This window comes from Coleofasciculus sp. B1-GNL1-01 (assembly GCF_040220235.1).
In the GTDB taxonomy this organism is placed as follows: domain Bacteria; phylum Cyanobacteriota; class Cyanobacteriia; order Cyanobacteriales; family Coleofasciculaceae; genus Coleofasciculus.
Genome location: NZ_JAVJTO010000088.1, coordinates 88,328 through 114,388, shown reverse-complemented (window position 1 = coordinate 114,388; position 26,061 = coordinate 88,328). Strand labels below are relative to the sequence as shown.

The following is a 26,061-nucleotide window of genomic DNA, read 5'->3' as shown; positions in this document are numbered from 1 at the left end:
CCGGGGACAATCATCTTTTCATCCTTAGCCCCATTGAGAGCTAACACCTCTGTGAAATCAGTGGGAATAACCTGCCAAGTCCCCACCACTACCTATGCTCCTTACTCAGCGAAATCAGTGTTATCAAATATCTGATAAAATTTTTCTTTGAATAAATGAATTATGCCAATTAAGGTTAGGGTATGAGGAAATAATTTCAGACTGGGATGAAAACTGCACGCCTGATTAATCTTATAATAAGGCGCGTGGGTGAGATTAATGAATGATGTTAAAAAAATTACCGTTAAGTCCAACCGGGTGGCGAAATTTACTGATTGCCGTAATCGTACTGGGGATAGTTTTCCGCGTCTATAACCTCGATCGCAAGGTTTACTGGTACGATGAGACAATGACCTCGATGCGAATCTCTGGATATACCCAAACCGAAGTTATCCAGCAGGCGTTCGACGGTGAAGTGATTCCAGTTGCAACGTTCTTAGAGCGGTATCAGTATCCCACGCCAGAAAAAGATCTCAATGACACGATTAACGCCTTAGCCGGAAATCCCGAACATTCGCCCCTCTATTATCTAATGGCACGGTTCTGGTTGCAACGCTTTGGTCATTCAGTTGTCACCATTCGCTTCCTATCCGTGTTAATCAGTTTTCTGGCATTTCCTTGTATGTACTGGTTATGTTGGGAACTCTTCGGATTATCGACAGTAAGTTGGGTTGGTGTTGCTATTCTAGCGATTTCCCCGTTCCATATCTTATACGCCCAAGAAGCACGAGAATATAGTTTGTGGACAGTGACTATTTTATTATCAAGTGCCGCATTATTGCGAGCCATGCGATTAAAAACTTTACCGAGTTGGGGAATTTACGGAGTAACTGTGGCGCTGGGACTTTATACTCATCCCTTTTCCGCCTTCGTGTCTATTGGACATGGTATTTATGTTTTAGTCACCGAAGGATTTCGCTGGAGTCGCAAACTAACGAAATATTTATTATCCTCCCTAGTCGGGGTACTCCTATTTTTACCCTGGCTAGGGATTGTCATCACCCATTTTTCCAAATTCGTGGACAATACCGCCTCGGTTAACTTGAATCGAGAAGAATTTTTACCCTTATTTTGGGGATTAAATCTGAGTCGAATCTTCTTTGATGTGAATCAAGGAACCAGCCCATTTAGTCCACTGCATTATCTGAGTGCGTTATTAGCCGGCTATGCGCTATACTACCTTTACCGCAAAGCCTCCCTCAACGCTTGGGTATTTATTATCACCTTAATTGGTGTTACCGGAATTGCGCTGATTGGACCCGATGTCATTTTAGGGGGGCGTCGTTCTAGTATTACCCGATACGCCGTTCCCAGTTATTTAGGAATTCAGATAGCAGTCGCTTATTTAATCACCGCCAAAAATACGGCAATCAACGGCAAGACAAAGCATCTGAAGCGCTGGCAATACGGCGCGATCGCACTCTTGTTCTGTGCTATTGTCTCCTGTATCGTCAGCGCCCAATTTCCGGTGTGGTGGCACAAAAGTCATAGTAAAAGTCGATATAATCCCCAAGTAGCTGAAATTGTCAATCAAGCCAAAAATCCCCTAGTGGTTAGTGATAAAATTCCGGGAATTATGTTTTCTCTCAGTCATTCCCTAAATCCAGACGTTCATCTCCAGATGGTTCTACCCCCTGGAATTCCCCAAATTCCAAATACATTTTCTCCCATCTTTGTCTATCGACCCACAGAACCCTTGAAACAAGGAATTCAAACCAATCATCAACTAACCGAAGAACCCAACTCCAAATCCTGGTTATGGAGAGTAGAATAGTTTGTTTGTAGTTGCGCTTGTAGTTGCGCTTTAGCGCCCTAATCCTTTGCCTCACTCCCTCAAAGTCTAGCCAAAAAATATTATAAGTTAAATCATACCAACTTAAGGCTAGTAAACAATACCTAACATCAAACTCATTGGGTGTCGTTCCTCCACCCAACCTACAACATAATTCACCATGGATACTTTAATTATCATCATCACCTCTTTAATCGTATTTGCCCTCGGCGCATCAATCGGTAGCTTTCTCAACGTCGTCGTTTATCGCCTACCCGCCAACTTATCCATCCTTTTTCCCCCCTCCCGTTGTCCGCATTGCTTACACAAACTCGGCAAACGAGAGAACATTCCCATCCTCGGTTGGTTGTGGTTAAAAGGGCGCTGTCGCCATTGTCGTAGTCGCATCTCTTGGCGTTATCCCCTAGTCGAAGCCATCACCGGACTATTATTTTTATTCGTATTTTTACACTATAGCTTAAGCCTAGAAACCTTTGGCTATTGGGCATTTTTAAGCTGGTTATTAGCCCTATCCTTAATTGACCTCGATACCATGACACTCCCCAACTCCCTCACCCAATCCGGATTAGTTGCAGGTATACTCTTTCAAGGCGCATTCGCTTTTTTCCAAACCACTCAACTTTCCGATATATCAGCTCAACTCATGACCGGAATAAGCGGTGCAGTGTTGGGAATTTGGTTATTTGACATCATCACCCTAGTCGGTTCTATCCTCTTTGGGCAAACCGCCATGGGCGGAGGAGATGCCAAATTAGCCGCAATGATGGGGGCTTGGTTGGGATGGAAGTATTTACTATTAGCTGGGTTTTTAGCCTGTGCAATCGGCGCATTCGCTGGGGGAGGTGCCATGGCAATGGGTTGGCTAAATCGGCGACAACCGATGCCCTTTGGACCATTTTTGGCATTAGGTGCTGGATTGACAGTTTTTTTGGGAGAAGCTATTTTGTCAGCTTATCTGCGGTTATTTTTTCCCTTATCATTTGCCGTTTAAGAAGTAGGGCTGACTGAATAAGTATAGGGGTGAGGAAAGGGAACAGGGAACACCTCGACTTCGCTCGGTGTGTTACAGGGAACAGTAATCATTTGTCCCGTTTGCCGGATAAAGAAAGAGTAGAGTATAAATAACAGCATAATCATTGAATCTACCATTTTAATACTCTTTCTTAAGAATTTTTTATAACCACCATGGTATTGGCAGAATTTTTCATTCCCCACGGACATTGCTACCTCTGGAAGCCGGGATTAGTTTGGTTACACCTAATCTCTGATTTTCTCACCGCATTGGCATATTACTCCATTCCCCTAACGCTAACTTATTTTGTCACCAAGAGAAATGATGTCCCATTTAACTGGATTTTCTGGTTATTTAGTGGGTTCATCATTGCCTGTGGTACGACCCATATTATGGAAATCTGGACGCTTTGGCATCCGAATTACTGGTTATCCGGTTGGATAAAAGCCTCGACTGCCCTGATTTCCGTAGTAACCGCAGCAGAACTCGTCCGACTACTTCCCCAAGCCCTGACAATCCCCAGCACCGCCCAACTCGAAGCCGAAATCAAGGAACGTCAAAAAGCCCAAGCGGAACTCTGGCAGGAAAAAACCCACCTTGCCCAAGCTCAAAAAGTTGCCCATGTGGGAAGCTGGGAATTTGATTTAGCCACCCAAAACATTACTTGGTCCGATGAAACCTTCCGCATTTATGGACTCTCTCCAGGACAACCCACACCCACCATAAGAGAACATTGGCAAACGATTCATGGCAATGATAGAAAGGCTTGGAAAAAAACAGTTCACCAGCTTGTTCGGGGGAAATCCTGCCAACTAGAATTTCGTATCCTGCGCCCTGATGGGTTTATCCGCCATCTTTTCGCCCAAGGAGAACCAATTTTCAATGCCCAGGGTCAGGTACATAAACTATTCGGTACTCTACTAGATATCAGCGATCGCGTCGCAGCGCAACAACGGGAACGGTTATTCGGGGCAATTGCCTTACAGTATAAGCGATGGTGCAGGCTCCCCCGTACTGAGCGTCGGGGGATGAAACCGAGCAAGTCGTAAAGACAGCGGGATTTATCCCGCAATAATTTCTTCAAGTGATATAATATAACCCTAAACAAGGAGGTGATTTTCTTGTACGGTTGTCAGCAATTACTATTAAATCCAGATCAAGATCTAACCGCCGTTCTAGAGTTTATTTGCACCGAAGCGAATAACTTAATGAACTGCGGTATTTATTATGCTCGTCAAGTCTGGTTTAAGTGTCGGCGGATTATCGGCAAATATGACTTAGAAAAGGAGTACAAAAACAACAAACATTTCCAAGCTCTCTATTCTCAGGCAGCTCAACAAGCGCTAAGAACGGTTAGTGAATCTTTCAAGTCGTTTGATGGGTTGATGAAGGCGTTCAGAAAAGGAAAGATAGCGGACAATCCTAGACTACCTAAGTATTTAAAGAAGGGCGGTCTTTCTGTTGTGAGTTATCCTAAACAAGCTTTGAAGATTAAAGATGGTCAAATCAGAATACCGCTAGGAACGCTAGTCAAGACATGGTTCAAGATAGCGGATTTCTTCATTCATAAGCCATCTAATCTTGCCTTCAAAGACATCAAAGAGCTGAGAATCCTTCCCCGCAACGGCTGCTTCTATGCTGAGTTTGTCTACCTCCTGCCTTCTGTAACAGCAGATGTAGACTCCTCACGGGTAATAGGAATCGACCCCGGACTCAACAACTGGATGACCTGTGTTTCTAATGTAGGAACCAGCTTTATTGTTGATGGACGTAAATTAAAGAGTCTTAATCAGCTCTACAACAAACGGGTGGCAACCATTAAGTTGGGGAAAGCTCAAGGATTTTGGAATGAAGAATTAGCCTTTCTCACAGAAAGGCGCAATAGGCAAGTAAGAGATGCGGTTAACAAAGCCGCTCGTGTCGTTATCAACCATTGCCTCCAACATCGAATTGGAAGAGTCGTTTTCGGTTGGAATCGACACAATAAAGATGGGATTGAGCTGGGGAAAAAGACGAATCAAGAGTTTGTTCAAATTCCTACCGCCCGTCTCAAAAATAGGATTGAGCAACTGTGCAAACACTATGGAATTCAGTTCGTAGAAACTGAAGAAAGTTATACCTCTAAAGCTAGTTTTCTCGACAACGATACTCTACCTGTATTCGGCTCCAAGCCGGAAGGGTGGAAGGCTAGTGGGAAGCGAGTAAAACGAGGAATGTACCGCACGCTTAAAGGAGAATTCGTCAACGCCGATGCTAACGGTGCTGCTAATATCCTCCGCAAAGTAGAGATACAGCTAGGTCTCAATCTAGCCAGGGTCAGTAGGGCGTTTTTGACTGCGCCATCCAGAGTTTTCCTCTGGAACTCTAAGAAGATGAAACGGAGGGACGCGGCTTTAGCCCGTCCCGCAGTATCCTCTTAGAATCCCCTGCGTTTTTAACCAGGGGAGAAGTCAAAGCCTTGTCATCTCCAGTTACTTAAACCCTTCCAAGTCATCGCCAACTTAGTCGTGCCAATTATTTTAGGAGAAAAACTCTGGGGTTTATTAATCGTCCATCACTGTCGTAGTCAACGGCACTGGCAATCCTACGAAATTGAGCTATTACAGCAATTAGCCACCCAAGTCGCGATCGCACTCCAACAATCGGAACTCTATTCTAGAGTACAGGCGGAACTCATCGAGCGGCAACGGATAGAGAAAGAACTACGAGTCAGCGAACAACGATACCGTTCCGTCGTCACCGCCATGTCTGAGGGAATTATACTCCAGCAAGCCGACGGTCAGATTATTGCTTGTAATCTCAGTGCTGAAAACATTTTAGGACGCTCTGCTCAACAGATACTCGGACAAATCGGGATGAACTGGGGGGGACAAATCATTCAGGAAGATGGTTCTCCCTTCCCCAGCCAAGAGCATCCCGCGATGGTAACCTTACGCACAGGAAAACCCCAAGTCAGAGTAATTATGGGGATTTCCCCACCTGAAGCATCACTCCTACCTTGTCCAGTGAACGACTCACCTGTTGCTGGAAACAAAGCAAAAAGCGGAGGGCTGAAATTACGACAGAAGCAGCAAGGTTGCCAGGAACAAAGACATGAAATCACCTGGATTAGCATGAATTCTCAACCTCTGTTTAATCCCGGAGACAGCCAACCCTACGCCGTTGTCACCTCATTTTCCGACATCACCGAGAGCAAACGCCACTTTTCCCGACTTGATGAAGCCAAATGTAAGCAGGTGAATCTCCATCAAGGCATTGATAGCACACTACTAATTTTAAAACATCGACTGACCCAAAAGGGAAATCGTCCTCCGATTCAACTGATTAAAGACTATGGTCAACTGCCGTTAGTCAAATGTTATCCCGGTCAACTAAATCAAGTGTTTATGAATATTCTGAGCAATGCCCTTGATGCCCTTGACGACGCTCATGATACTGCCTATTTATCAGGACTACCTTCAACAAAAACGCGGGATTTTCAAGACACATCGAAAACACATCCTCAACCTTCTCCGATGATTCGGATTCACACGGAATTCGTTGAACCCAACTGGATAATTATTCGTATTGCTGACAACGGTGCTGGCATCAACGCAGAGGTTCAATCCCGAATATTTGATCCGTTCTTTACGACAAAACCCGTCGGTCAAGGCACCGGTTTAGGATTATCAATTAGCTATCAGATTGTTGTAGACAAACACGGGGGGCAGCTTCAATGTCATTCCCATCATCCTCAAGGAACAGAGTTTGTAATTAAGCTACCTGTTACTAAGTCATTATGACTTAGTAATTTCACCCGTTTCTACTCGGCTGGATCAGGTGCAAAATCTGAGATAAGTAGTCAGACAAAAGAAAACGGTACTGTATTAAGTTTTGTACATCAACCTTAAACCCTTACTGTTCCCTGTGACACACCGAGCGTGTTACCGAGCGAAGTCGAGGTAAGCCGAGGTGTTCCCTAATCTCAACCGTTCACGTTAATTGTGTCCATCTACTTAACTGTAGTGTTTTTGTAGTATAATAGATAAATCTGTTGTTGGAAAATACCCAGAAGGATAACTCTATGTCTGAGCTTGTAACCATTTCCATCCCCATAAGACAACTCAAGGCAACCACAGAGGATTTGACGCGATCGCGTCGTTTCTCAGGCTAACGAACGTCAAAAGTCCTCTGTGCGCCTTGCTCAAATCAAGCAACAGACACTGAGGAAATCAATGAATTTAGACTCATTAGGCTGGAGTGAATTTTTTGCCAACAGCCTCAATCCCCAATGGCAAGAAGGCTACACCATTGGTCGAATTGCCCTAGAGTACAAAAATACTTATCGTCTCTACACCGAACAAGGCGAACTCTCAGCAAAGGTTATCGGCAAACTGCGATACCAAGCAACTGGACGCCAAGACTTTCCGGCTGTAGGGGATTGGGTGGTGATTCGCCTCACCAATGAAGGTAAACAGGCGATAATTCATAGCATTTTGCCCCGGAAAAGTCAATTTTCGCGGAAAACCGTTGGCACAAAAACCGAAGTCCAAATTATTGCCACCAATATCGATACGATATTTTTGGTCTCTGGTTTGGATGGGGATTTTAATCTGCGGCGCATTGAACGCTACCTGCTTCTGGTGTGGGAAAGCGGCGCGAATCCTGTAATTGTCCTCAATAAAGCGGATTTAGGCGAAGATATTGCTGAAAAGCGAGAGGCTGTTGAAGCGATCGCTTTTGGTGTACCGGTGATTATTTTAAGTGCGGTCAAAAATCAGGGATTAGAAGCCCTAACGCCTTACCTAAAACCCGGACAAACGGTTGCTTTACTGGGTTCCTCAGGCGTCGGCAAATCGACGTTGGTGAACCAGTTAATTGGTCAAGTCGTGCAAGCGGTTGGAGAAGTTCGTTCGGACGATTGTAAAGGGCGACATACCACTACCCATCGCCAATTGATTCCCCTGCCTTCAGGAGGTTTGCTGATCGATACTCCAGGGATGCGGGAACTTCAGATCTGGGCAGACGAGGAAAGTTTAGCCAATACCTTTACCGATATCGACACCTTAGCCCAGCACTGTCGTTTTCGTAATTGTAAACACCAAGACGAACCCGGTTGTGCTGTGCAACAAGCCTTGGAAAATGGCACCCTTGATGATCAGCGTTTCCTGAATTATCAAAAACTGCAAAAAGAACTTGACTATTTAGCCAGGAAACAAGACCAAAAAGCCTCCTTAGCCGAGAAGGAAAAGTGGAAAAAAATCACTAAAGCCCGGAGGAATCAACACAAACACTGACGCCAAATCGCAGAACATCATAGCGCCCATTTAGGGGCGGGTTTGACAACTATCGCTTTACCCAGATGTGACTAAACCCGCCCCGACTTTCCTTACTGCAACTCGGCATTAATTCTGGGGCAATTGTCGCCGACTCCAAACCGGAACCCCATTTTCATTCCTTAACCTCAGGACTTGGTTTCCTTTTTGGACTTGAGCCGCAATCATAGCGGGGTTTCCTGCCCTATTGACTCGGGAACCTTGAACCTGAATTCTATCATTGGGTTCAATAGTCATTCCTTGGTTTTGCCAATACCAGGCTGGACCTAAATGGACAGAAACAGTTTCATTACCCGTTCTCATTTGCATACGCATACCCTCAGACCTGCCGCGATTGGAGGTGAATCGGTCTACACTAATCACTTCACCCGTGATAGTTTCCACGCTATCGGGGTTATACATTCGGTTACCTAAACCTCTGGGTCTTCGACCTGGGTGTTCCTGTCGCCCTCGTCCATGTCCCTGTCCCCAACGTCCTCGACCTGGGTGTCCCTGTCCATGTCCCTGTCCATGTCCATGTCCCCAGCGTCCTCGACCTCTAGGTGTGTCGGGAGGCGATTGGGCTATCTCTTGATTGGTGTTAGCTCTGATTCCAGCATTCTGGTTAGAGAGTAGAGTCGATGCCTCTGTCGATTTCTCTCCCCACAAGGGACTGGTTCCCAGCGCCAACAGGGTTGAACCCGCAATCACTACTGCTCCAATAACGGCTTTATTGGGTAGGTTGATATTCATGGTTTCATCCTCTTGAGTCTGCTCAGAGGGTATTTGACAAGTTCTGTTTCTATGGTGTCATTGCTTAAATGAACATATCCGCCACGCTTCAAGTGTGGGTTTGGCGTTAATTCAAACACCCTCTCTTTTCAGACTAACACTTTCAGATAATTTATACATTAAATTCCGCGTCAAGAAAAAAATAGATAACTCTATTGACAATAATTTCTGCTAGTATTATGAGCGAGGTAACGTTTAGCTGAAGTCGCCTGTTAACTCACAGCATAAGCGTCTAATAAAATAGCCTAATCTCAAAATTACAACTATCGTTAGACAGAAATAAATCTCATTCTCAGGTTAGATGAATTGTGCCAATTTTCAGCCAAGACTATGAATGGGCTATAAATAGCCGACCTAAGAATAAATTGGTGTGTCTAATGTGACATTGAATGGGGACACCTAGGATGAAATCTCTGCAAGTCCGATCGAGAAGTTCTTTGGGGATATCGATCCTGAATCAATGTGTTTATTTATACCCAATTCAATTACACTATCGGCATTTTAACAAGGAGTTAGACATTCATGGAAAACGCAAAAAAAATCAACGATACCTTAACCGTAGCCACCAATCAGGTGACACCGGAACAACTGCAACAAGCGGCTCAAGAGGGGGTAAAATCGGTATTGAATCTGCGATCGCCTGGGGAAGAGGGGTTCGCTAGCGATGAAAAGCAGCAAGCCGCCGCCGCCGGATTGCACTATGTCAATATCCCCGTTAAACCCGACGCCCTAACCGAGGAACTGGCAAGCCAAGTTCTCCAACAAATCGAGGAACTGCCCAAGCCAGCCGTAATTCACTGCAAGAGTGGGTTACGTTCGGGGATGATGGCATTAATGTATGTGGCAACTCGCGAAGGAATGACCGCCGAACAAGCCATGGAAAAAGGCAAAAGCATGGGTTTTGATTGTGAAAAATCCCCTCAAATGAAAGAATTTTTCAAAAATTATATTTCACAGCATTCCTCAGCGAGTTAATAGTTACCCGGAGCAAGAATCATGGCATTAGTTTTAGAACAAATTAACACCGAAGGATTGGCACAGCTATCCTATATAGTCGGGGATGATAAAGCAGGTGTAGCCGCCGTTATTGATCCGCGTCGTGACGTCGATATCTATTTGCAAATCGCGCGATCGCGGGGTGTGAGAATTACCCATATCTTAGAAACTCATATCCACGCCGACTTTGTATCCGGTTCATCGGAACTTCAAGCCCGCACTGGCGCCACAATTTACGGCGGGAAGAGTGAAAATTATCAGTTCCAGATACAGCAACTCAGTGAAGGAGACGAATTCCAACTGGGTACAGTTACCCTCCGCACCCTGCATACGCCGGGACATACACCCGAACATATCTGTGTATTAATTCATGATGCTCAACAGGGGAAAGAACCCTTTGGCGTACTCACAGGAGACACGCTGTTTAATCTAGATGTTGGACGTCCCGATTTAGTCGGTACAGGAACCGAGAAAAAACAGGCGGCGCAACTGTATCACTCATTATTCGACAAATTAGTCCCATTAGGCGATCGCGTCGAAGTTTATCCCTGTCATGGTGCGGGTTCAGCCTGCGGTAAATCCATAGGCGATCGCCGACAGAGTACAATCGGCAATGAACGGGTTTTTAGTGACGCCTATAAAGAACGAACCGAAGCCGAATTTGTCGAGTGGATTCTGAGCGATATGCCAGAAGCCCCCACTCACTATTCCCGCTTAAAAAAAGTGAACGCTAAAGGCGCACCGATTAAAGGGGGTGTACCCACCTTACAACCCTTATCTCCTCAAGAATTCCAACAGAAGATGGCAGATGAAAACACCCTTGTCATCGATACCCGTTCAATGCTAGCATTTGGCGGCGGACATATTCCGGGTGCGATTAACATTGCCCTGCAATCTGCTTTTCCTACCTGGATGGGTTGGATGATTCCACCTGAAAAAACGTTGTTATTAGTCGTAGAAAGTGCGCGGGATTTATCGCTTGTTACCGAACAATTATTCCGCGTGGGTTACGATAACTTAGCTGGCTATCTCCATGATGGGATGAAAAGTTGGCAAAATGCGGGGCTACCCTTGCAACACGTTGGTGAGTGGACGGTACATGAGTTAAATCAGCACAAGGAAGACTCAGCACTCACGGTGTTAGATGTGCGAACCGACAAAGAATTTCACAGTGGCTGTATCCCTGGCGCTGAACATATTTATGTCCCCCATCTCGAAGAAAAACTGGATAAGTTAGACAAAACTAAAACCGTAGCCACCTACTGTGGGAGTGGATATCGGGCATCTATTGCTGCCAGTTTGCTGCAAAAGCATGGGTTTGAGAAAGTTATCAATATTCCCGGTTCATGGAGTGCCTGGAAGAGTGCCGATTTACCTGTGAAACAACCAGCATAAATGAATTAGGATTAGGCAAACAAAACGGTAGGGGCGCACTGACGTGCGCCCAATTTAACTATACCGTCTATTCCTTAATTTTAGTAGTTGTAGGTTGGGTTAACACAGGAAACTCAATAAAGTTAAGAGTCATTATCTGAAATATTGATTAAAGAATACACCGCTCAGTTAACATCGGTGGGTTACGGCGGATACTCTATTAAAGGGTTATTGCTTCGGTTTAAATTCCGCCTAACCCACCCTACGTTACTACAGTTTCTAGACTTGCCGTGAAACGTTAGATTTTATTTAGGCGGAGCAAGAGTGGTATATTAACAATCGGTGGTCAATTTGAATGGAAGCCGAGAGGAAATCATCTTGACAGAAGAACAAAAGCTGATTGAAAAGCTACAACGCATTGAAGCCTTGTTTGCAGGTGCAACCACAACGGGGGAAAAAGTGGCGGCGGCGAACGCCCTAGACCGTATCCGTGAAAAGCTCACCGATGTGCAAAAGCTTGATCCCCCAGTGGAATACAAATTCACATTGACGGATATGTGGTCAAAGAAGTTATTTTTAGCGTTATTGCGTCGCTACGGGATTGAACCATATCGCTATCATCGGCAAAAATATACCACAGTAATGGCTCGTGTTCCCATTAGCTTTGTGAATGAAACCCTGTGGCCCGAATTTCAGGAACTAGATGAGACACTGCGGTCTTATTTAGAGGAAGTCACGAATCGCGTGATTACGACGAGTATTTATGCAGATAGTTCGGAAGCTGAAGTTCGGCAAGGACGTTTGAAAGGTAAGGAATTTAACGAGTAATGGAGATAATTTTGATTAGGCAAAGGCTAAGGAGAGACAAATTGAAATCCTGTCGTTTCTAGGATTACCTCAGAAGCTTTACGGACAATAAGTCTTGTTGAACTCTCTGCTGTTTCAGGACGATCTGGATTATCGATTGGTTGTTCAATGACATAAAAATAATCCCCATTTCTCCATCCTATTGTACAAAGTCCATCGCGGCAGGTCACTTTACCGCCTCAGCCCACCTTGCTTTTCACGGGATTGGGAAAACCTCTCTCCAAACCTCTCTCCTGCTCTTGAGAAGGCTTTGAATGGTCTCCCTCATGGAACAAAAAGCGAAGCATCCGCTGGCTTCCCCCTTTTGAAGGGGGACGGGAGGGGGATCTAAAAAAGGCGATGGGCATTCGGTGAGGGCTACAACTTCAAATAAATTATATGGTTGAAGCTATTATTGTTTTAGTAATTATTGTTGGGATTTGCGCTTGGGTTCTATTAAGTCCACTTCTGACTAAATGGCGACGGAACCGCATCCGAAATAAACCGTTTCCTCGGCATTGGCAAACAGTTATCAAACAAACTTTGCCATTTTATCACTGTCTCTCTCAATCCCGACAACGAAAACTCCAGGGTTACATAGCTGTTTTTTTAGCGGAAAAACAGTTTATTGGCTGTAGAGGAGTACAGATTACTGAAGAAATAAAACTGGCGATTGCTGCTCAAGCCTGTCTGCTTTTACTGAATGATAGCGGTGACTATTACCCCAATTTAGTTTCAATTCTGGTTTATCCCAGCGCGTACCGAGTCAAACCCACGAAGCGAATCAGTGATTATATCATCGAAGAAAGAGATGAAGTAAGACTGGGGGAATCGTGGACGCGAGATCAACTGGTTCTATCTTGGCAGCAAATCGAATATGATATCCAGAATTGGCAGGATGGACATAATGTGGTTCTCCATGAATTTGCCCATCAGCTTGATCAAACCGATGGGATGATTAATGGTGTACCAAAGCTGAACTCTCAGGCGGATTATCGGACATGGGCGCAGGTATTTACACAAGAGTATCAGCAATTACAACGTGATGCTCAACGCGGTAGAAAAACAGTGATGAATAAATACGGTGCGACTGATCCGGCTGAGTTTTTTGCTGTAGCGACAGAGACGTTCTTTGAAAAACCTGAGCAAATGGTAAGGAAACATGCCGCACTTTATCGGCAATTGAAACAGTATTATAAGTTAGATCCTTTGGAGTGGAATTAGTCATTCGTCCTTTCTCATTGGTCCTGTGTCAGGGAACAGGGAATAGGCAATAGGCAATGGGCAATAGGTAAGGTAGAGTGTTGAGTTAACTTACTCATCTCCCCCTGCTTCCCCTGCTTCCCCTGCTCCCCCTGCTCCCCCTGCTCCCCCTGCTCCCCCTGCTCCCCCTGCTTTTAGCGCTTAGCACATCCGCGTATTATGACTACAATAATTTAAACTTGCTGAGTTGAGTGTCACTGTAGGAGAGTCCCATTGTTGAACAACTTTCAAGAAGCCAAAGCCCATTTCATCGCCAGTCATCGGCATCCGATCAATCAGAGGCTGCACCACCTCACCAACCTACTCGCGATCGCAGCCGTTATCCTACTATTCTATGATTGGCGGTTGACCTTGATTTGCGTCATCCTTACCCAAGTCTTTGCGTTAGGGGGACATGCGTTCTTTGAGAAGAATGAACCCGCGTTTCGCAAATATCCGGGTATCACCATCCTCGCATCCCTGTCTTGGTCATTCGAGAACTGGTTTGGGTTGCGTCCCGCCAGGAAGGGGTGATTGGGCATAGTGTAGAGACGTAGCATGCTACGTCTGGGAGATGGGGGAGATGGGTAATACCAAATCCCTTGGGCATTTTTTCCTTCTACCCAGGCGAGCCATTATCCGGTTAGAATTCTAACCATAAACCGCTCTAACCAAGCGGGCTAACAATAATATTACTGTCTGCGGAAGGCGGACGGCTGCCTGTGGACGCTGAGTAAGACCAATAAAAGGTAACTTTTGGAGGCGTCGGCGGATGAAACGGGAAATCCCGAAGACGAATAAGACCGTCCTTGCTTGCTAGTTGGAAGCCCCAACTTCAGCGAAGCAAGTTGGGGTACTTCACGCCTTCATCAATACATTGAGGAGTGAGAATGTATCAAGACTTGCTAGTGATCGATGCGGATGCTCATAAGCTAGAGAATCCGATGATTATGCGGGATTATCTAGAACCAGAGTATCGCGATCGCGTCGGTTTGGTAATTGATAGTCTCGGTGATCAACGAGCAAAGATTATCGACTTCAATCCAGAAACCGGGAAAAATGACTTTTTGCGGATGTTTCCCCAACCTCAAGGGTTAGGCAAAGGCGGCTTTCGCAATCTGCATCCCGATACCACGTTGGGTGCGATGTTCAATCGGGTGCGGATTCAACACATGGATCAAGAGGGGATTGATGTCCATGTTATCTTTGGCACACTGAATCTAATCTTTTCCAGTATTCTGGATAAAGACTTTGCGATCGCACTCTGCCGCGCCTATAACAGTTACATGGCGGATGATTGCCGAGGGTACGATAATCGCCTCAAACCCATTGGGGTTATTTGTCTTCAGGATGTCGATGAAGCGGTCAAGGAAATGTATCGCTGCGTCAACGAACTGGGGATGATTAGTGTCGCGGTTGCGCCTAATATGCCGATTCCCCATCCCAAAGCCCCCGATGCATTCCCCGAAATTCGCACCTGTAAGGCAATTAGCCATCCTGACTTCCGTCCGATTTTACAGGCGGCGGTAGACTTGGATATTGGTTTAGGAATTCACGGTGGACCCGGTTCCTACATGGTAGGCGGCATTGCGGATCATCTAGAAACCTTTGTCCTCAACCACATTTTTGTCCAGCGCAACCAGCAACAATTGGCATTAGCCCGGATGGTATTTGATGGGGCGTTTGAACAATTTCCCACCCTGCGCGTTGGCTTCTTAGAAGGCGGTTGTGGTTGGCTACCGGATTTAGCCCATGCGTTCCACGAACATTGGGAAAAGCGGATTCGTGACTTTGACCCGAAACATCCCTATCGCCCCTCTTTGATGGAATTCACCAAGTTGATGATTCAGGAAAAAGGCGGTCGGGATAATGTCAACATTATCTCTCAGGCGAAAAACCTGTTTGATTTGTTGTGGAATGCGGCACATGATCCGACGAAGATTGAGGATGCTAGCTTGTATGAACATTATGACCTGCGTCACCGTGATCCCTTCGAGTATTTTGAACGGGGTCAAATTTTTACCTCCTTTGAATCCGATGATCCGGGTCCTGCGTATTTACCTGTGGCGATGGGTGAAATTGGCAAGCATTTAACCTGCTTCTCTGGGGACTATGGTCACTGGGATGGTGTGCTGCACGGCTGTGTCCACGATGCTGCAACTGTTGCCGATTATGACCGGGAACATCTGGGACTGCTGTTAGGCGGGAATGCGTTAGCCTTATATGGCGATCGTTTACGTCAATCCTTGCCCGAAAAACCCATGGTTGGTAGCGTTTAAAACAATAGGGCGACCCGATTAGTAGAGACGTTCCGCCGGAACGTCTTTACTAAAAGGATTTAATACACGTCATTGGGACGCTGATAATACTCTTTGTGCAACGGGATCACCAATATCTTATCCACCCGATTGCCATCCATATCCATCACTTGAACGCACCCCAGCTAAATTAAAAATTCTAGCAGGGGATTCTTATGCTAGGCTTTACTCAGCTCCCAAAGAGTACTGAGCGTCACTGGCGTTCGCAGCGTCTGGGAGGAGCTTCTGCCTGCCCAGACCCTAGTGAATTTACTATTGGTTAATACCGCGTACCAATATCTGGCACCGATGTTGTAGGAAGCGGATAGGTCAGCGTTGTAGCGCTTGCCATTTGGGAATACGGCTTGGGAATACTTCTTGTTACTCCGCTTAATTTTCCCACTACCGTCAAAGGCGTAAGCACTGGTGTATTTAGCGTTGACTTTACATACCTTTGCGCCCAACTCAGAGAATTTCTGAATGGTTAGCTCAACTAATTTATCCTTGCACCATTGGTGAAAGCGCTGTTTCTGCAAAGACCCATGCTTCCCACCCTTAGCTTTCCAATTCGATAAGTCCTCAAACACAATCACGTTAACTTGATGTTTTTGTGCAAACTCAACAATCTGCCTAGAAACCGTTTGAGCAATATGTTTGTTGATGTTTTTAGACTTTCGATACAAACCTTGGCAGAAGCCTTTAGGTAAATCCTGGTTGGTAATTTTCCGAGTTAGTTTGGACTTAGTCGCAATGCGCTGCTTACGTTGGTCGCGACGGTCTATGTCTCTAGCCGGATTGAGGAATTTCCTAGCTTTTACAGTACCGTATGAGCCAACTATTGAGCAGGTGGCTGTTGTGTTTATGCCAATATCAATAGCACAAACATAATCTGAATCAGGTAGAGATTGAGGATTAACCTCAACGGCCATGGAAAGATGAACACTTCGCTTATTAGCAACCAGAGCAGGAGACAACAGTTTTGCTCCCTCTCTGGTGTGCCGACTTTTTCCATGCTTTTTGATGGAAACACCTTGCATCCAAACCCAATCAGCACCATTCCATATTTTCAGCTCTACTGCATTGAAGTTGGAATGGTACTTGATTTGCTGACCCTTGTACAAAGCTGGATAGCTATTGCACATTACGGTTAACCTGGGCGATTTGTCGTAACGATGTTTTCGCTCTCCCCTCTTCCAAGCATCCCAGCGAGTAACGAAGCTGCTAACAATACCCAATGCTTCCTGAATAGCAGCACGTCTTAGATAACTGGGAAATTTCCGGAATGAAGGATAACGACCAATACTTTTCTGGAAATACCAATAGTATTTAGGATTAGGATTATCCCCTGTCTGGTGAACCAGCTTTTCTAGAGCATTAACTCTTTCATTACTGTTCAACCCAGACAGGTTGCCCCAATTCCAATAGCTAATAAGTACTAATGGCTTCAGAAAATGTCGGTATTCCGCTACGGTCAAGACGGCTAGTCGGCGCTGCTCTTGCGTCATAACCAATTGCCAAACATCGGTTCTGATGTTTGACTCTTTTTGAGGCTTTTTTCGCTTAGATTGCTTTTTAGCTTTTTTCTTAACCACAGCTTCGACCTTGGCGTGGATAAATGTCATGTCATGTTACCTTGGGAATGCTTGGTTGTCAACTCTTGATTGGCTAACTGTTGCAGGCGTACCTTGCGAGCGGCAACAATCGCCATCTCTGACATAGCTAAAGATACCATTGAGTCCGATTAGCAAGAGGACAAAGACAATTTCGCGAGAGACAGAGGACATGAGTGTAATGGCTGGGAATGAGAGAGGATGTATTCTCAGGTTCTAGTATCAAGCATGACTTGAGTTCTGGGTTTTGACTGTTCCAGAGGTGATGTGAGAAGCGTCTGGGGTTTGGTGTCGGGGGTTCTTTTGACTCACTCCTATCTAGGGGAGGAAACCTGTCCTGACCAAGGTTTGAGGAGGGCGATAGCTTAGTTTTTTTAACGCAGAGGGGCGCAGAGGGGTTGAGCGGTAGATTGACTGTGGGGTGAATCAGGTTGGGGATTTAGTGTAGGGGCAAGTTTCACGATTATTATTTCTTTTTGACCTAGCTATAACTGAACCTGCCCCGACCAAGGCTTCTACAATAGGATAAGTCGATGGATGGCGGCTTGGGTTGTCTATTTCTAATAACGTGCGGTGAATCATGGCATTCTCTTCTATCATTCGGACTCTGGAGCGATCGCCCCTGACGGGTGAACTCCTTGCTAAACTAAATCGTCAGTCGTCTTTGCACCTGAATGGGATTGCCCGTCTCCCGAAGGGATTAGTCTCATCTGCCATCGCCCAAGCCGCAGGGCGCAATCTTTTGGTTATCTGCGCCACGTTGGAGGAAGCCAGTCGCTGGGCAGTGCAACTGGAAGCCATGAACTGGCAAACGGTTCATTTCTATCCCACCTCAGAAGCGTCACCCTACGAACCTTTTGACCCAGAATCGGAAATGACCTGGGGACAAATGCAGGTATTAGCCGATTTGGTGATTGATCATTCGTCCAGTCCTGATCAGGGTAACCCACGGACTTCAACGGACAATGGACAGACAAAGCACAACGGACAACTGGCAATTGTCGCTACTCATGCGGCACTCCAACCCCATTTACCACCCGTCGCCGCCTTTGCATCCTACTGCCTGACAATCAACCGAGGCGTAAGTTGGGATACGAAAGACATCGATAAACAATTAGCACGCTTGGGTTATGAACGAGTCCCCCTGGTGGAAATGGAAGGTCAGTGGAGTCGGCGCGGTGATATTGTGGATATTTTCCCGGTTGCTGCCGAATTACCCGTGCGTTTGGAATGGTTCGGGGATGAACTCGAACAACTGCGCGAATTTGACCCCGCAACCCAACGCTCCCTGGATAAAATTGAGCAACTGGTACTCACCCCTACTGATTTTAGCCCCATTATTACTGATGCCCTTAGTGATACCCAAGCCCAACAGGTTCAAATCCATCTAGAGGAAGAGGAACAGGCACTTTGGCAAGCGGGGGGACATCTGGAAGGGAGTCGTCGCTTTTTGGGGATGGCGTTTGATAAACCTGCTTCTCTGTTGGATTATTTGCCCGATAATACAGTGATTGCCATTGACGAACCCGAACAATGTCGCGCTCATTGCGATCGCTGGGTGGAACATGCTCAAGATCATTTAGATACGTTAGCCCATCCTCTTCCCCCTCTGCATCGTCCATTTGATCAATTATTCAACACTCAAACCCCAGTCAGGGCGGGTTTGGATGAAACGTTATCATCAACAACGAAACAAAAATCCCTAAACCCGCCCCTACACAATCAAACCTTACTCTATTTATCGGAACTAGCAGAAGCCACCAATGAGACGGCGGTGAATTTAGCCAGCCGCCCGATTCCCGCCACACCACACCAATTTGCCAAACTTGCAGAAATTGTCCGCAGTGAACGCGATCGCAAGTTTTCGGTTTGGCTGGTTTCGGCTCAACCGAGTCGTTCGGTGTCTCTGTTACAGGAACATGATTGTCCGGCTCAATTTGTTCCCAATCCCCGCGATTATCCGGCAATTGATAAATTGCAAAGCCAGAAAACACCTGTGGCGGTAAAATATTCCGGATTAGCGGAATTGGAAGGCTTTATCCTGCCCACATTTCGCTTGGTTGTAATTACTGATCGCGAGTTTTTTGGACAGCATACCCTTGCCACCCCCAGTTATGTGCGGAAGCGACGCCGCGCCGCATCGAAACAAGTTGACCCGAATAAATTAACTCCTGGGGATTATGTGGTGCATAAAAACCACGGAATTGGTCAATTTGTCAAGCTAGAAAGCCTCACCCTTAACCATCAAACCCGTGAATATTTAGTCATCAAATATGCCGATGGCTTATTACGAGTTGCCGCCGATCAAGTCGGGGTTTTATCACGCTATCGCAGTGCCGATAGCCGTGCGCCGCAACTGAATAAAATGTCCAGCAAAGCCTGGGAAAAGACCAAAAATCGGGTTCGCAAAACCATTAAAAAACTGGCGGTTGATTTACTCAAACTCTATGCCCAGCGCAGTCAACGATCCGGTCATGCCTTTCCGGAAGATTCATCCTGGCAAGACGAATTAGAGGAATCCTTCCCCTACCAACCCACACCTGATCAACTCAAAGCCGTGCAAGACGTAAAGCGAGATTTAGAGAGCGATCGCCCCATGGATCGCTTGGTTTGTGGGGATGTGGGATTTGGTAAAACTGAGGTGGCACTGCGGGCAATTTTTAAAGTGATTACCTCCGGAAAACAAGTCGCCTTCCTCGCCCCAACCACGATTCTTACCCAACAACATTACCACACGTTAAAAGAACGCTTTGCCCCCTATCCGATTCATGTGGGATTACTGAATCGGTTTCGTACCGCCCAGGAACGTAAGGAAATTCAGCGCCGCCTTTCTACTGGAGAATTAGATGTTGTTGTTGGTACCCATCAACTTTTAGGCAAAAGCGTTAAATTCCGTGACTTAGGCATGTTAGTTGTTGATGAAGAACAGCGCTTTGGGGTGAACCAAAAGGAAAAAATTAAGACCCTAAAAACCCAAGTTGATGTCCTCACCTTAACCGCCACACCGATTCCCCGTACCTTATATATGTCCCTCTCTGGGGTGCGGGAAATGAGTTTAATTACCACTCCCCCTCCTTCCCGGCGTCCGATTAAAACCCATTTAGCCCCCTATAATCCCGAAGCGGTTCGCACGGCAATTCGCACCGAATTAGATCGCGGTGGACAGGTGTTTTATGTGGTTCCCCGAGTCGAGGGAATTGAAGAAGTCGCCACGAAATTGCGGGAAATGATACCGGGGGCGAGACTGGCAATTGCCCATGGACAAATGCCCGAAGGGGAATTAGAAGCCACCATGCTTACCTTTAGTAACGGGGAAGCGGATATCCTGGTTTGTACCACAATTATTGAATCCGGGTTAGATATTCCCCGTGTGAATACCATCCTGATTGAAGACGCCCAGCGCTTTGGTTTAGCCCAACTCTACCAACTGCGGGGGCGAGTCGGGCGTTCCGGGGTGCAGGCACATGCTTGGTTATTTTATCCCAAACAAGAAACCCTATCCGACGCCGCCCGCAAGCGTTTACGGGCGATTCAGGAGTTTACCCAGTTAGGTTCCGGGTATCAACTGGCGACGCGAGATATGGAAATCCGAGGCGTGGGAAATCTCCTCGGGGCGGAACAATCGGGACAAATGGACGTAATTGGCTTTGATTTGTATATGGAAATGTTACAAGAAGCCATTCGCGAAATTCAGGGTCAAGAAATTCCGCAAGTTGATGATACCCAAATTGACTTAAATCTCACTGCCTTTATCCCTGCGGATTATATTCCCGATTTAGATCAAAAAATGAGTGCCTATCGAACAGTTGCGGCGGCGAATTCTCATTCGGAATTAGTCCAAATAGCCGCAGATTGGCATGATCGCTATGGTCCTTTACCTGCACCCGTTGAACAGTTATTACGGATTGTCGAACTCAAACAGGTGGCAAAATCCCTAGGATTTAGTCGAATTAAACCCGAAGGAAAACAGCACATCGCCCTAGAAACACCAATGGAGGAACCCGCCTGGAAGCTATTACAAGAAAACCTGCCCGAACATTTGCGATCGCGCTTTGTCTATTCTCCTGGTAAAGTAACAGTACGGGGATTAGGGGTTCTCAAAGCCAATAAACAGTTAGAGAATTTAATCGATTGGTTAAGCAAGATGAAAGGAGCTTTACCCGAAGCAGTGTGAGGGAGTTGGAGAAGATGGGGAAGATGGGGGAGATATCGTTAAGCTGTTCGGCATTTAAACCTTAATATCAATAATGGCGCAATCCTTGTAGTGCGTTTAGCGAAGCCATGCCGCAGGCTTTGCATCTTGCTCGCTACTAATACCCAATTTAAATGCATTACAGCTTATGCCTTATCAATATCAGTTTGGATGAAGTCATTACCTTTGAAAAGCAAAGGTTGACTCATCGCCTTTGCTAAGGCATAAGAAAAGCAATCTCCCATATTCAACTTTGCTGGATGACGACCTTTACCAAACTTTAAGAAAGCTTCAGTCGCTAATCTTGCTTGTTCTCGACTGAACGGTACTATAACAATTGATAATTCGTCGATTAACCGATTTAACTTTTTGACGCCTTGTTCACCATGCCGAGTGCCTAAAACAATCGATATTTCAACATAGCTAGGGGAAGAAAGAAGGCGGTTTTCACTCTGATCAATGAGGTCTAAAAATTTTGCTTCTTCAGGTTCAGCATAGATAATTGCCAGAATAGCAGAAGGATCTATTACCACTAATCCAATCCTCCAAACTCATTATAGCCAATGATTTCCTCAGGAGATCGGTTGTCAAGAACAGGTAGACTTCTAATCTCATCACAAATTTGATGAACTGCACTAAAATTGATTTTTATATTCTCTTTCTGCTGATTGTAAGGTTCTTGTTGTAGCAATTCGACTAACCACTTCAGTAATACCCAACGCTCGCTAATCGAAAGGTGCTGTATAATTTGCTTTAGATCTCCAAGCGTGCTATTCAGGTTGGCTTCCATAGGATTTACCTCCACGATTCACAAAAAATACTAACAGGCTGCAAAATAGCGATGCTTGGTGAACTGGAAATGGGATCAGTACAATTATACAATGATGAACAGGTGGTTTAGCAACGGCAAATCCTTTAGCAGCTTCGTCAAGTAACTCAGACATCTCTAATTCAATGAACATTTGCGATCGCGCTTTGTCTATTCTTCTGGTAAAGTAACAGTATGGGGATTAGGAGTTCTCAACGCCAATAAACAGTTAGAGAATTTAATCGACTGGTTAAGCAAGATGAAAGGAGCCTTACCGGAAGCGGTATAAATGTTGAATGTGTAGGGGCGGGTTTAGGGAATCACGTTTCGCTATTGATGATAACGTTTATACAAAACCCGCCCTGACCCTAAGACGTAGCTTGCTTCTCGCTTCGCGAGGATGACGAATGACGAATGACCAATGACAAATGACCAAAATAATCGCTATTATTAATGGAAAAGGAGGGGTAGGCAAAACCACAACCTCAGTCAACTTAGCCGCCGTACTTGCGGAAAAAAAACAGGTTTTGTTAGTAGATACTGATCCCCAAGGTTCAGCCAGTTGGTGGGTAGAACGAAGTGAGGGGGAAATCGGGTTTGATATCGCCCAAGAAACCAATCCTCAACTCTTGAGTCGCCTACAAACCCTGAAAGACTACGAATTAACTGTTGTAGATACACCGCCCGCCCTGCGTTCAGACGCCTTGACTGCGGTAGTCGCGATCGCAGATTATATAGTTTTACCCACACCTCCCGCACCGATGGACTTAGCGGTTTTAATGGAAACAGTACGGCGGGCGATCGCGCCAGTGGGAACCGCCCATCGGGTATTGTTAACTCGGGTAGACTCTCGCAGTCGTCGGGAAGCGTTAGAGGCGCAAACCACACTCCGAGAACTTGGTGTTCCCGCATTCGGGACGTTTATTCGGACGTACAAAGCCCACGAACGCGCCGCCTTGCAGGGGATACCGATTACTCAATTGGGCGGAGAAAATGCCCGTGAAGCCCAAGCCGATTATCGCCGGGTGGCGGATGAACTACACCATCATTGGGGGTGCTAATGACCAAAAAAAAGTTAACGGATTTATTGCGGGAAGAGGTGGAAAAGTCGCCATCTTCCCATCAGCAATTTATTGAAGAGTCTAACGAACCGAATACAGAAACAGAGGACGAATCAACCATGGCAACCCGCCGGAGAACCAGTACCAGTAAATCTTCAACTCCCACCAAAGCTGATCTTGAAGCTACGGTTGCGGAATTGAGACAGGCACTCGAAGAAGCCCAACAACAAGAAACCACTGTTGTTAATTTAAAAGATAGTTTAGCCCAAGCTGAGGAACGAGAACAACAGTTAAAGGAACAAATTACCGAGTTAGAAGCCCAATTACAACAGCAACACGAATCCGTTGAAAATTTGCAAAATGAATTAAAGAAACTCGACCATTTAAAGAGTGAGTTTGAGGACGCCAAAAAAGCCGCTGTTCAACTTGCCCAAGCCAATGAGAAATTGATGCAAGAAGTGGAGAGTCTTAAACAAGAGAATGAATCCCTCAAAGCCACACAAAAGCGACCGATAGAACCCGCGCCACCCGTGGAAAGCAAACGTCCTCCCGCTAGAACTCCCACCCGCCCTATCGGACGACCGATTCAACGGGAAAGTGAAAAGCCTGCGGATTTTGCGAAGAAAACGTGGTTATTGTGATGGGTTGGTAGTAAGGGAACTTTAGCCTGTCCTTCTATCATGTCCGGTTGAATATTTACTGCTTTTAGAATCCCTGGTCATTTATGCCAGGGAGAAGTCAATTTTTTATAACAAGCCTTTGCCAACTTCGCATCGTCTAAAGCGTTGTGTTTTTTGACAGTGGACAATTCGACAAATTCTGCTCGATTCACATCTGGATTGATTCCAGCTACTTTAAGTAGGGTTGCTACATCAAATGAATTATTGAAGATATGTTTAGGTAAATTTAACGAGCCGCCAAATAGGTCACAAAATAAAACCCAATCATACGCTGGATAGTCAGCCCACATCTCAACTGATTCAAATTGTGCTAGCCATTCAGATAATGTCGTTGTCACTATCTGACGGGTTGATTTCATGGCATGATGATCTAAATCTAGCTTGGGTGTCAGGGAATGGATATCAATAAACTGAAGATTCGGGAATACGTTATGCCGCAGCCAATCATTGACTTGGTTTTGAGCATAGTCATTAAACTCCGCGTAAAATGTGCGTTCATTTTCAGTAACAAAACCAATACTAATCAGCGTAGTATTCTGATGTAATCCCGTAAACTCCGTGTCAAAGAAGATTTTCATTCCCTGGCTTTAACTCTATCAGCAGTCTAGCTGGGAAATAAATGATCCTGTTGGTTAATTCTTAGTCTCGCCAACCGCCTTTGGTTTTAACCCAAAGAACCAAAAGCTTGCATTCGTCTAAAGACCGACTATATTTCTAAGTTTAGTCCATTTTAATGGACTTAAGCTATCAGCCAAGAACTTGAGTTCTTGGCGGGTGTTGGGACTGACAAAGGTGAAAAACTATCAGTTTCAACGGGGTCAGGGCGGGTTTTGTTGCTCAGTTGTCGGCTGCTTAAGTAGCGTTACTCCCTAAACCCGCCCCTACAGTACCTCAACCTGTCCCTAACAAATACCCTTTAACAACTTGCAAAATCCGTTCGGCGGCGTACCCATCCCCAAAAGGATTAACGGCGGTAGCCATCACTTGATACGCCTTAGCCTCTCCGAGTAATTCACTGGCTACAGCGACAACTTGACTCGGATTCGTTCCCACCAACTTCGCGGTTCCCGCCTCAATCGCCTCGGGGCGTTCCGTGGTTTCCCGCAACACTAACACGGGTTTACCCAAACTTGGCGCTTCCTCCTGCAATCCCCCCGAATCCGTCAGCAACAGATAACACCGTGCGATCGCGCCCACTAATTCGCCATAATCTAAAGGTTCGGTCAAAAAGACTCGCGGATGTTTACCTAATACTTGTTTCAGGGGTTCTCTAACCGTCGGATTTCGGTGTAACGGTAACAATAACGCCGTATCCGGAAACTGATCCAACAGTTGAATAAACGCTTGGGCAATATCTGCTAACGGTTTACCCCAGTTTTCGCGACGATGAACCGTGGCTAACAACACCCGATACTTGTCCCATTCTAACCCTGGAACCGGACATTCAGGTTCCTGCTTGGCTACGGTTAGTAACGCATCAATCACCGTGTTTCCAGTTTGATGAATCTCGCCCACAATCCCCGACGTTTTGAGATTCTCCACCGCCTTAGCAGTCGGCGCAAAATTCAGTTGGGCTAACTGAGAAATCAACCGCCGATTCGCTTCTTCGGGATAGGGATTAAACAAATCATCCGTTCGTAACCCTGCTTCCACATGACCCACAGGAATCTTTTGGTAAAATGCCGCTAAAGTTGCCGCAAATGCTGTCGTCGTATCCCCTTGTACAATCACCAACTGTGGGTTAATCTCAGCAAATAACTCCTCCAATCCTCGCAAACTTCGACAGGTAATATCGGTCAGCGTTTGCTTGGCTTGCATAATTGCTAAATCGCGGTCAGCTTTAAGTTGAAATAGCCGCATCACCTGATCGACCATTTCCCGATGTTGACCCGTCAAAATCACCTGAGTCTGAAACTGATCACAGGCTTGAAACTGTTGGATCACGGGTGCAAGTTTAATCGCCTCTGGACGAGTACCTAATGTAATACAGATTGTTGGTTTATACATCATAATTCATAAATCATAC

General features: G+C 45.8%; 21 protein-coding genes and 2 pseudogenes. 16 read left to right on the top strand and 7 right to left on the bottom strand.

Annotated elements, in window-relative coordinates; genetic code table 11:
• Positions 1–262 precede the first annotated feature (262 nt).
• The 6 genes and pseudogenes from RID53_RS21885 (at position 263) to rsgA (ending at position 8,119) form a co-directional block, all read left to right on the top strand.
• The gene (locus RID53_RS21885; RefSeq protein ID WP_446390100.1) at positions 263–1,813 is read left to right on the top strand and encodes a glycosyltransferase family 39 protein; all 1,551 of its coding nucleotides are present in this window, start codon (positions 263–265) and stop codon (positions 1,811–1,813) included.
• A 178-nt stretch (positions 1,814–1,991) separates the two neighbouring features.
• Positions 1,992–2,822 (top strand): prepilin peptidase, encoded by an 831-nt coding sequence (locus RID53_RS21880; RefSeq protein WP_446390099.1) that lies wholly within the window; start codon positions 1,992–1,994, stop codon positions 2,820–2,822.
• A 194-nt stretch (positions 2,823–3,016) separates the two neighbouring features.
• Positions 3,017–3,892, top strand: a complete 876-nt coding sequence (locus RID53_RS21875; RefSeq protein ID WP_446390098.1) for a PAS domain-containing protein — start codon at positions 3,017–3,019, stop codon at positions 3,890–3,892.
• Between the two features lie 72 nt (positions 3,893–3,964).
• Entirely contained in the window at positions 3,965–5,263 is a 1,299-nt protein-coding gene (locus RID53_RS21870) for an RNA-guided endonuclease InsQ/TnpB family protein (protein WP_446390097.1), read from the top strand.
• 39 nt (positions 5,264–5,302) lie between these two features.
• Positions 5,303–6,625 (top strand): annotated as a pseudogene (locus tag RID53_RS21865) (ATP-binding protein); the annotation flags it as partial.
• Positions 6,626–7,057: 432 nt separating this feature from the next.
• Complete coding sequence (gene rsgA, locus RID53_RS21860) at positions 7,058–8,119, top strand: ribosome small subunit-dependent GTPase A (protein ID WP_446390096.1); 1,062 nt, start codon at positions 7,058–7,060, stop codon at positions 8,117–8,119.
• A gap of 108 nt (positions 8,120–8,227) precedes the next feature.
• Here the strand turns inward: rsgA and RID53_RS21855 are convergent, their stop codons facing one another.
• The gene (locus tag RID53_RS21855; protein ID WP_446390095.1) at positions 8,228–8,890 is read right to left on the bottom strand and encodes a hypothetical protein; all 663 of its coding nucleotides are present in this window, start codon (positions 8,888–8,890) and stop codon (positions 8,228–8,230) included.
• Between the two features lie 561 nt (positions 8,891–9,451).
• Between RID53_RS21855 and RID53_RS21850 the strand changes: the two genes are divergently transcribed.
• The 6 genes from RID53_RS21850 (at position 9,452) to RID53_RS21825 (ending at position 15,666) form a co-directional block, all read left to right on the top strand.
• Entirely contained in the window at positions 9,452–9,904 is a 453-nt protein-coding gene (locus RID53_RS21850; protein WP_446378142.1) for a beta-lactamase hydrolase domain-containing protein, read from the top strand.
• A gap of 21 nt (positions 9,905–9,925) precedes the next feature.
• On the top strand, positions 9,926–11,320 hold the full coding sequence (locus RID53_RS21845) for an MBL fold metallo-hydrolase (protein ID WP_446390094.1): 1,395 nt from the start codon (positions 9,926–9,928) through the stop codon (positions 11,318–11,320).
• A 357-nt stretch (positions 11,321–11,677) separates the two neighbouring features.
• Positions 11,678–12,127, top strand: coding sequence for a hypothetical protein (locus tag RID53_RS21840; RefSeq protein ID WP_446390093.1), 450 nt, complete (start codon positions 11,678–11,680; stop codon positions 12,125–12,127).
• A gap of 417 nt (positions 12,128–12,544) precedes the next feature.
• Positions 12,545–13,369: a M90 family metallopeptidase gene (locus RID53_RS21835; protein WP_446390092.1), complete on the top strand. Its 825-nt coding sequence runs from the start codon at positions 12,545–12,547 to the stop codon at positions 13,367–13,369.
• Between the two features lie 255 nt (positions 13,370–13,624).
• Positions 13,625–13,921: an Mpo1-like protein gene (locus RID53_RS21830; RefSeq protein WP_044207192.1), complete on the top strand. Its 297-nt coding sequence runs from the start codon at positions 13,625–13,627 to the stop codon at positions 13,919–13,921.
• A gap of 356 nt (positions 13,922–14,277) precedes the next feature.
• Positions 14,278–15,666 (top strand): amidohydrolase family protein, encoded by a 1,389-nt coding sequence (locus RID53_RS21825; RefSeq protein ID WP_446390091.1) that lies wholly within the window; start codon positions 14,278–14,280, stop codon positions 15,664–15,666.
• A gap of 197 nt (positions 15,667–15,863) precedes the next feature.
• Here the strand turns inward: RID53_RS21825 and RID53_RS21820 are convergent, their stop codons facing one another.
• Both RID53_RS21820 and RID53_RS21815 read right to left on the bottom strand, forming a co-directional pair.
• Positions 15,864–17,306: an IS200/IS605 family accessory protein TnpB-related protein gene (locus RID53_RS21820; RefSeq protein ID WP_446390090.1), complete on the bottom strand. Its 1,443-nt coding sequence runs from the start codon at positions 17,304–17,306 to the stop codon at positions 15,864–15,866.
• 35 nt (positions 17,307–17,341) lie between these two features.
• Positions 17,342–17,468: pseudogene (locus tag RID53_RS21815) on the bottom strand (CNNM domain-containing protein); the annotation flags it as partial.
• A gap of 406 nt (positions 17,469–17,874) precedes the next feature.
• On the opposite strand from RID53_RS21815, the gene mfd reads away from it, so the two are divergent.
• Positions 17,875–21,468 (top strand): transcription-repair coupling factor, encoded by a 3,594-nt coding sequence (mfd, locus tag RID53_RS21810; protein WP_446390089.1) that lies wholly within the window; start codon positions 17,875–17,877, stop codon positions 21,466–21,468.
• A gap of 164 nt (positions 21,469–21,632) precedes the next feature.
• Here mfd and RID53_RS21805 read toward each other — a convergent pair whose 3' ends face one another.
• Positions 21,633–22,019: a type II toxin-antitoxin system VapC family toxin gene (locus tag RID53_RS21805; protein ID WP_446390088.1), complete on the bottom strand. Its 387-nt coding sequence runs from the start codon at positions 22,017–22,019 to the stop codon at positions 21,633–21,635.
• Entirely contained in the window at positions 22,019–22,276 is a 258-nt protein-coding gene (locus RID53_RS21800; RefSeq protein ID WP_446390087.1) for a hypothetical protein, read from the bottom strand. Before RID53_RS21800 ends, RID53_RS21805 begins: the two co-directional genes overlap by 1 nt.
• Before the next feature lie 172 nt (positions 22,277–22,448).
• On the opposite strand from RID53_RS21800, the gene RID53_RS21795 reads away from it, so the two are divergent.
• The 3 genes from RID53_RS21795 (at position 22,449) to RID53_RS21785 (ending at position 23,996) form a co-directional block, all read left to right on the top strand.
• A complete protein-coding gene (locus tag RID53_RS21795) occupies positions 22,449–22,583 on the top strand; it encodes a hypothetical protein (RefSeq protein WP_446390086.1) in 135 nt (44 codons plus the stop codon).
• Between the two features lie 139 nt (positions 22,584–22,722).
• A complete protein-coding gene (locus RID53_RS21790) occupies positions 22,723–23,355 on the top strand; it encodes a ParA family protein (protein ID WP_446390085.1) in 633 nt (210 codons plus the stop codon).
• Positions 23,355–23,996: a hypothetical protein gene (locus tag RID53_RS21785; RefSeq protein ID WP_446390084.1), complete on the top strand. Its 642-nt coding sequence runs from the start codon at positions 23,355–23,357 to the stop codon at positions 23,994–23,996. The genes RID53_RS21790 and RID53_RS21785 overlap by 1 nt, the downstream gene beginning before the upstream one ends.
• Before the next feature lie 77 nt (positions 23,997–24,073).
• Here RID53_RS21785 and RID53_RS21780 read toward each other — a convergent pair whose 3' ends face one another.
• The gene (locus RID53_RS21780) at positions 24,074–24,613 is read right to left on the bottom strand and encodes a 3'-5' exoribonuclease domain-containing protein (RefSeq protein WP_446390083.1); all 540 of its coding nucleotides are present in this window, start codon (positions 24,611–24,613) and stop codon (positions 24,074–24,076) included.
• Positions 24,614–24,926: 313 nt separating this feature from the next.
• Entirely contained in the window at positions 24,927–26,042 is a 1,116-nt protein-coding gene (gene wecB, locus RID53_RS21775; protein ID WP_446390130.1) for a non-hydrolyzing UDP-N-acetylglucosamine 2-epimerase, read from the bottom strand.
• Between the last annotated feature and the right edge of the window lie 19 nt (positions 26,043–26,061).

Coding starts and splice junctions, on each gene's coding strand:
- RID53_RS21885 (WP_446390100.1), top strand. CDS start 263: ATGATGTTAAAAAAATTACCGTTAAGTCCAACCGGGTGGCGAAATTTA.
- RID53_RS21880 (WP_446390099.1), top strand. CDS start 1,992: ATGGATACTTTAATTATCATCATCACCTCTTTAATCGTATTTGCCCTC.
- RID53_RS21875 (WP_446390098.1), top strand. CDS start 3,017: ATGGTATTGGCAGAATTTTTCATTCCCCACGGACATTGCTACCTCTGG.
- rsgA (WP_446390096.1), top strand. CDS start 7,058: ATGAATTTAGACTCATTAGGCTGGAGTGAATTTTTTGCCAACAGCCTC.
- RID53_RS21855 (WP_446390095.1), bottom strand. CDS start 8,890: ATGAATATCAACCTACCCAATAAAGCCGTTATTGGAGCAGTAGTGATT.
- RID53_RS21850 (WP_446378142.1), top strand. CDS start 9,452: ATGGAAAACGCAAAAAAAATCAACGATACCTTAACCGTAGCCACCAAT.
- RID53_RS21845 (WP_446390094.1), top strand. CDS start 9,926: ATGGCATTAGTTTTAGAACAAATTAACACCGAAGGATTGGCACAGCTA.
- RID53_RS21835 (WP_446390092.1), top strand. CDS start 12,545: ATGGTTGAAGCTATTATTGTTTTAGTAATTATTGTTGGGATTTGCGCT.
- RID53_RS21825 (WP_446390091.1), top strand. CDS start 14,278: ATGTATCAAGACTTGCTAGTGATCGATGCGGATGCTCATAAGCTAGAG.
- RID53_RS21820 (WP_446390090.1), bottom strand. CDS start 17,306: ATGACATTTATCCACGCCAAGGTCGAAGCTGTGGTTAAGAAAAAAGCT.
- mfd (WP_446390089.1), top strand. CDS start 17,875: ATGGCATTCTCTTCTATCATTCGGACTCTGGAGCGATCGCCCCTGACG.
- RID53_RS21800 (WP_446390087.1), bottom strand. CDS start 22,276: ATGGAAGCCAACCTGAATAGCACGCTTGGAGATCTAAAGCAAATTATA.
- RID53_RS21790 (WP_446390085.1), top strand. CDS start 22,723: ATGACCAAAATAATCGCTATTATTAATGGAAAAGGAGGGGTAGGCAAA.
- RID53_RS21785 (WP_446390084.1), top strand. CDS start 23,355: ATGACCAAAAAAAAGTTAACGGATTTATTGCGGGAAGAGGTGGAAAAG.
- RID53_RS21780 (WP_446390083.1), bottom strand. CDS start 24,613: ATGAAAATCTTCTTTGACACGGAGTTTACGGGATTACATCAGAATACT.
- wecB (WP_446390130.1), bottom strand. CDS start 26,042: ATGTATAAACCAACAATCTGTATTACATTAGGTACTCGTCCAGAGGCG.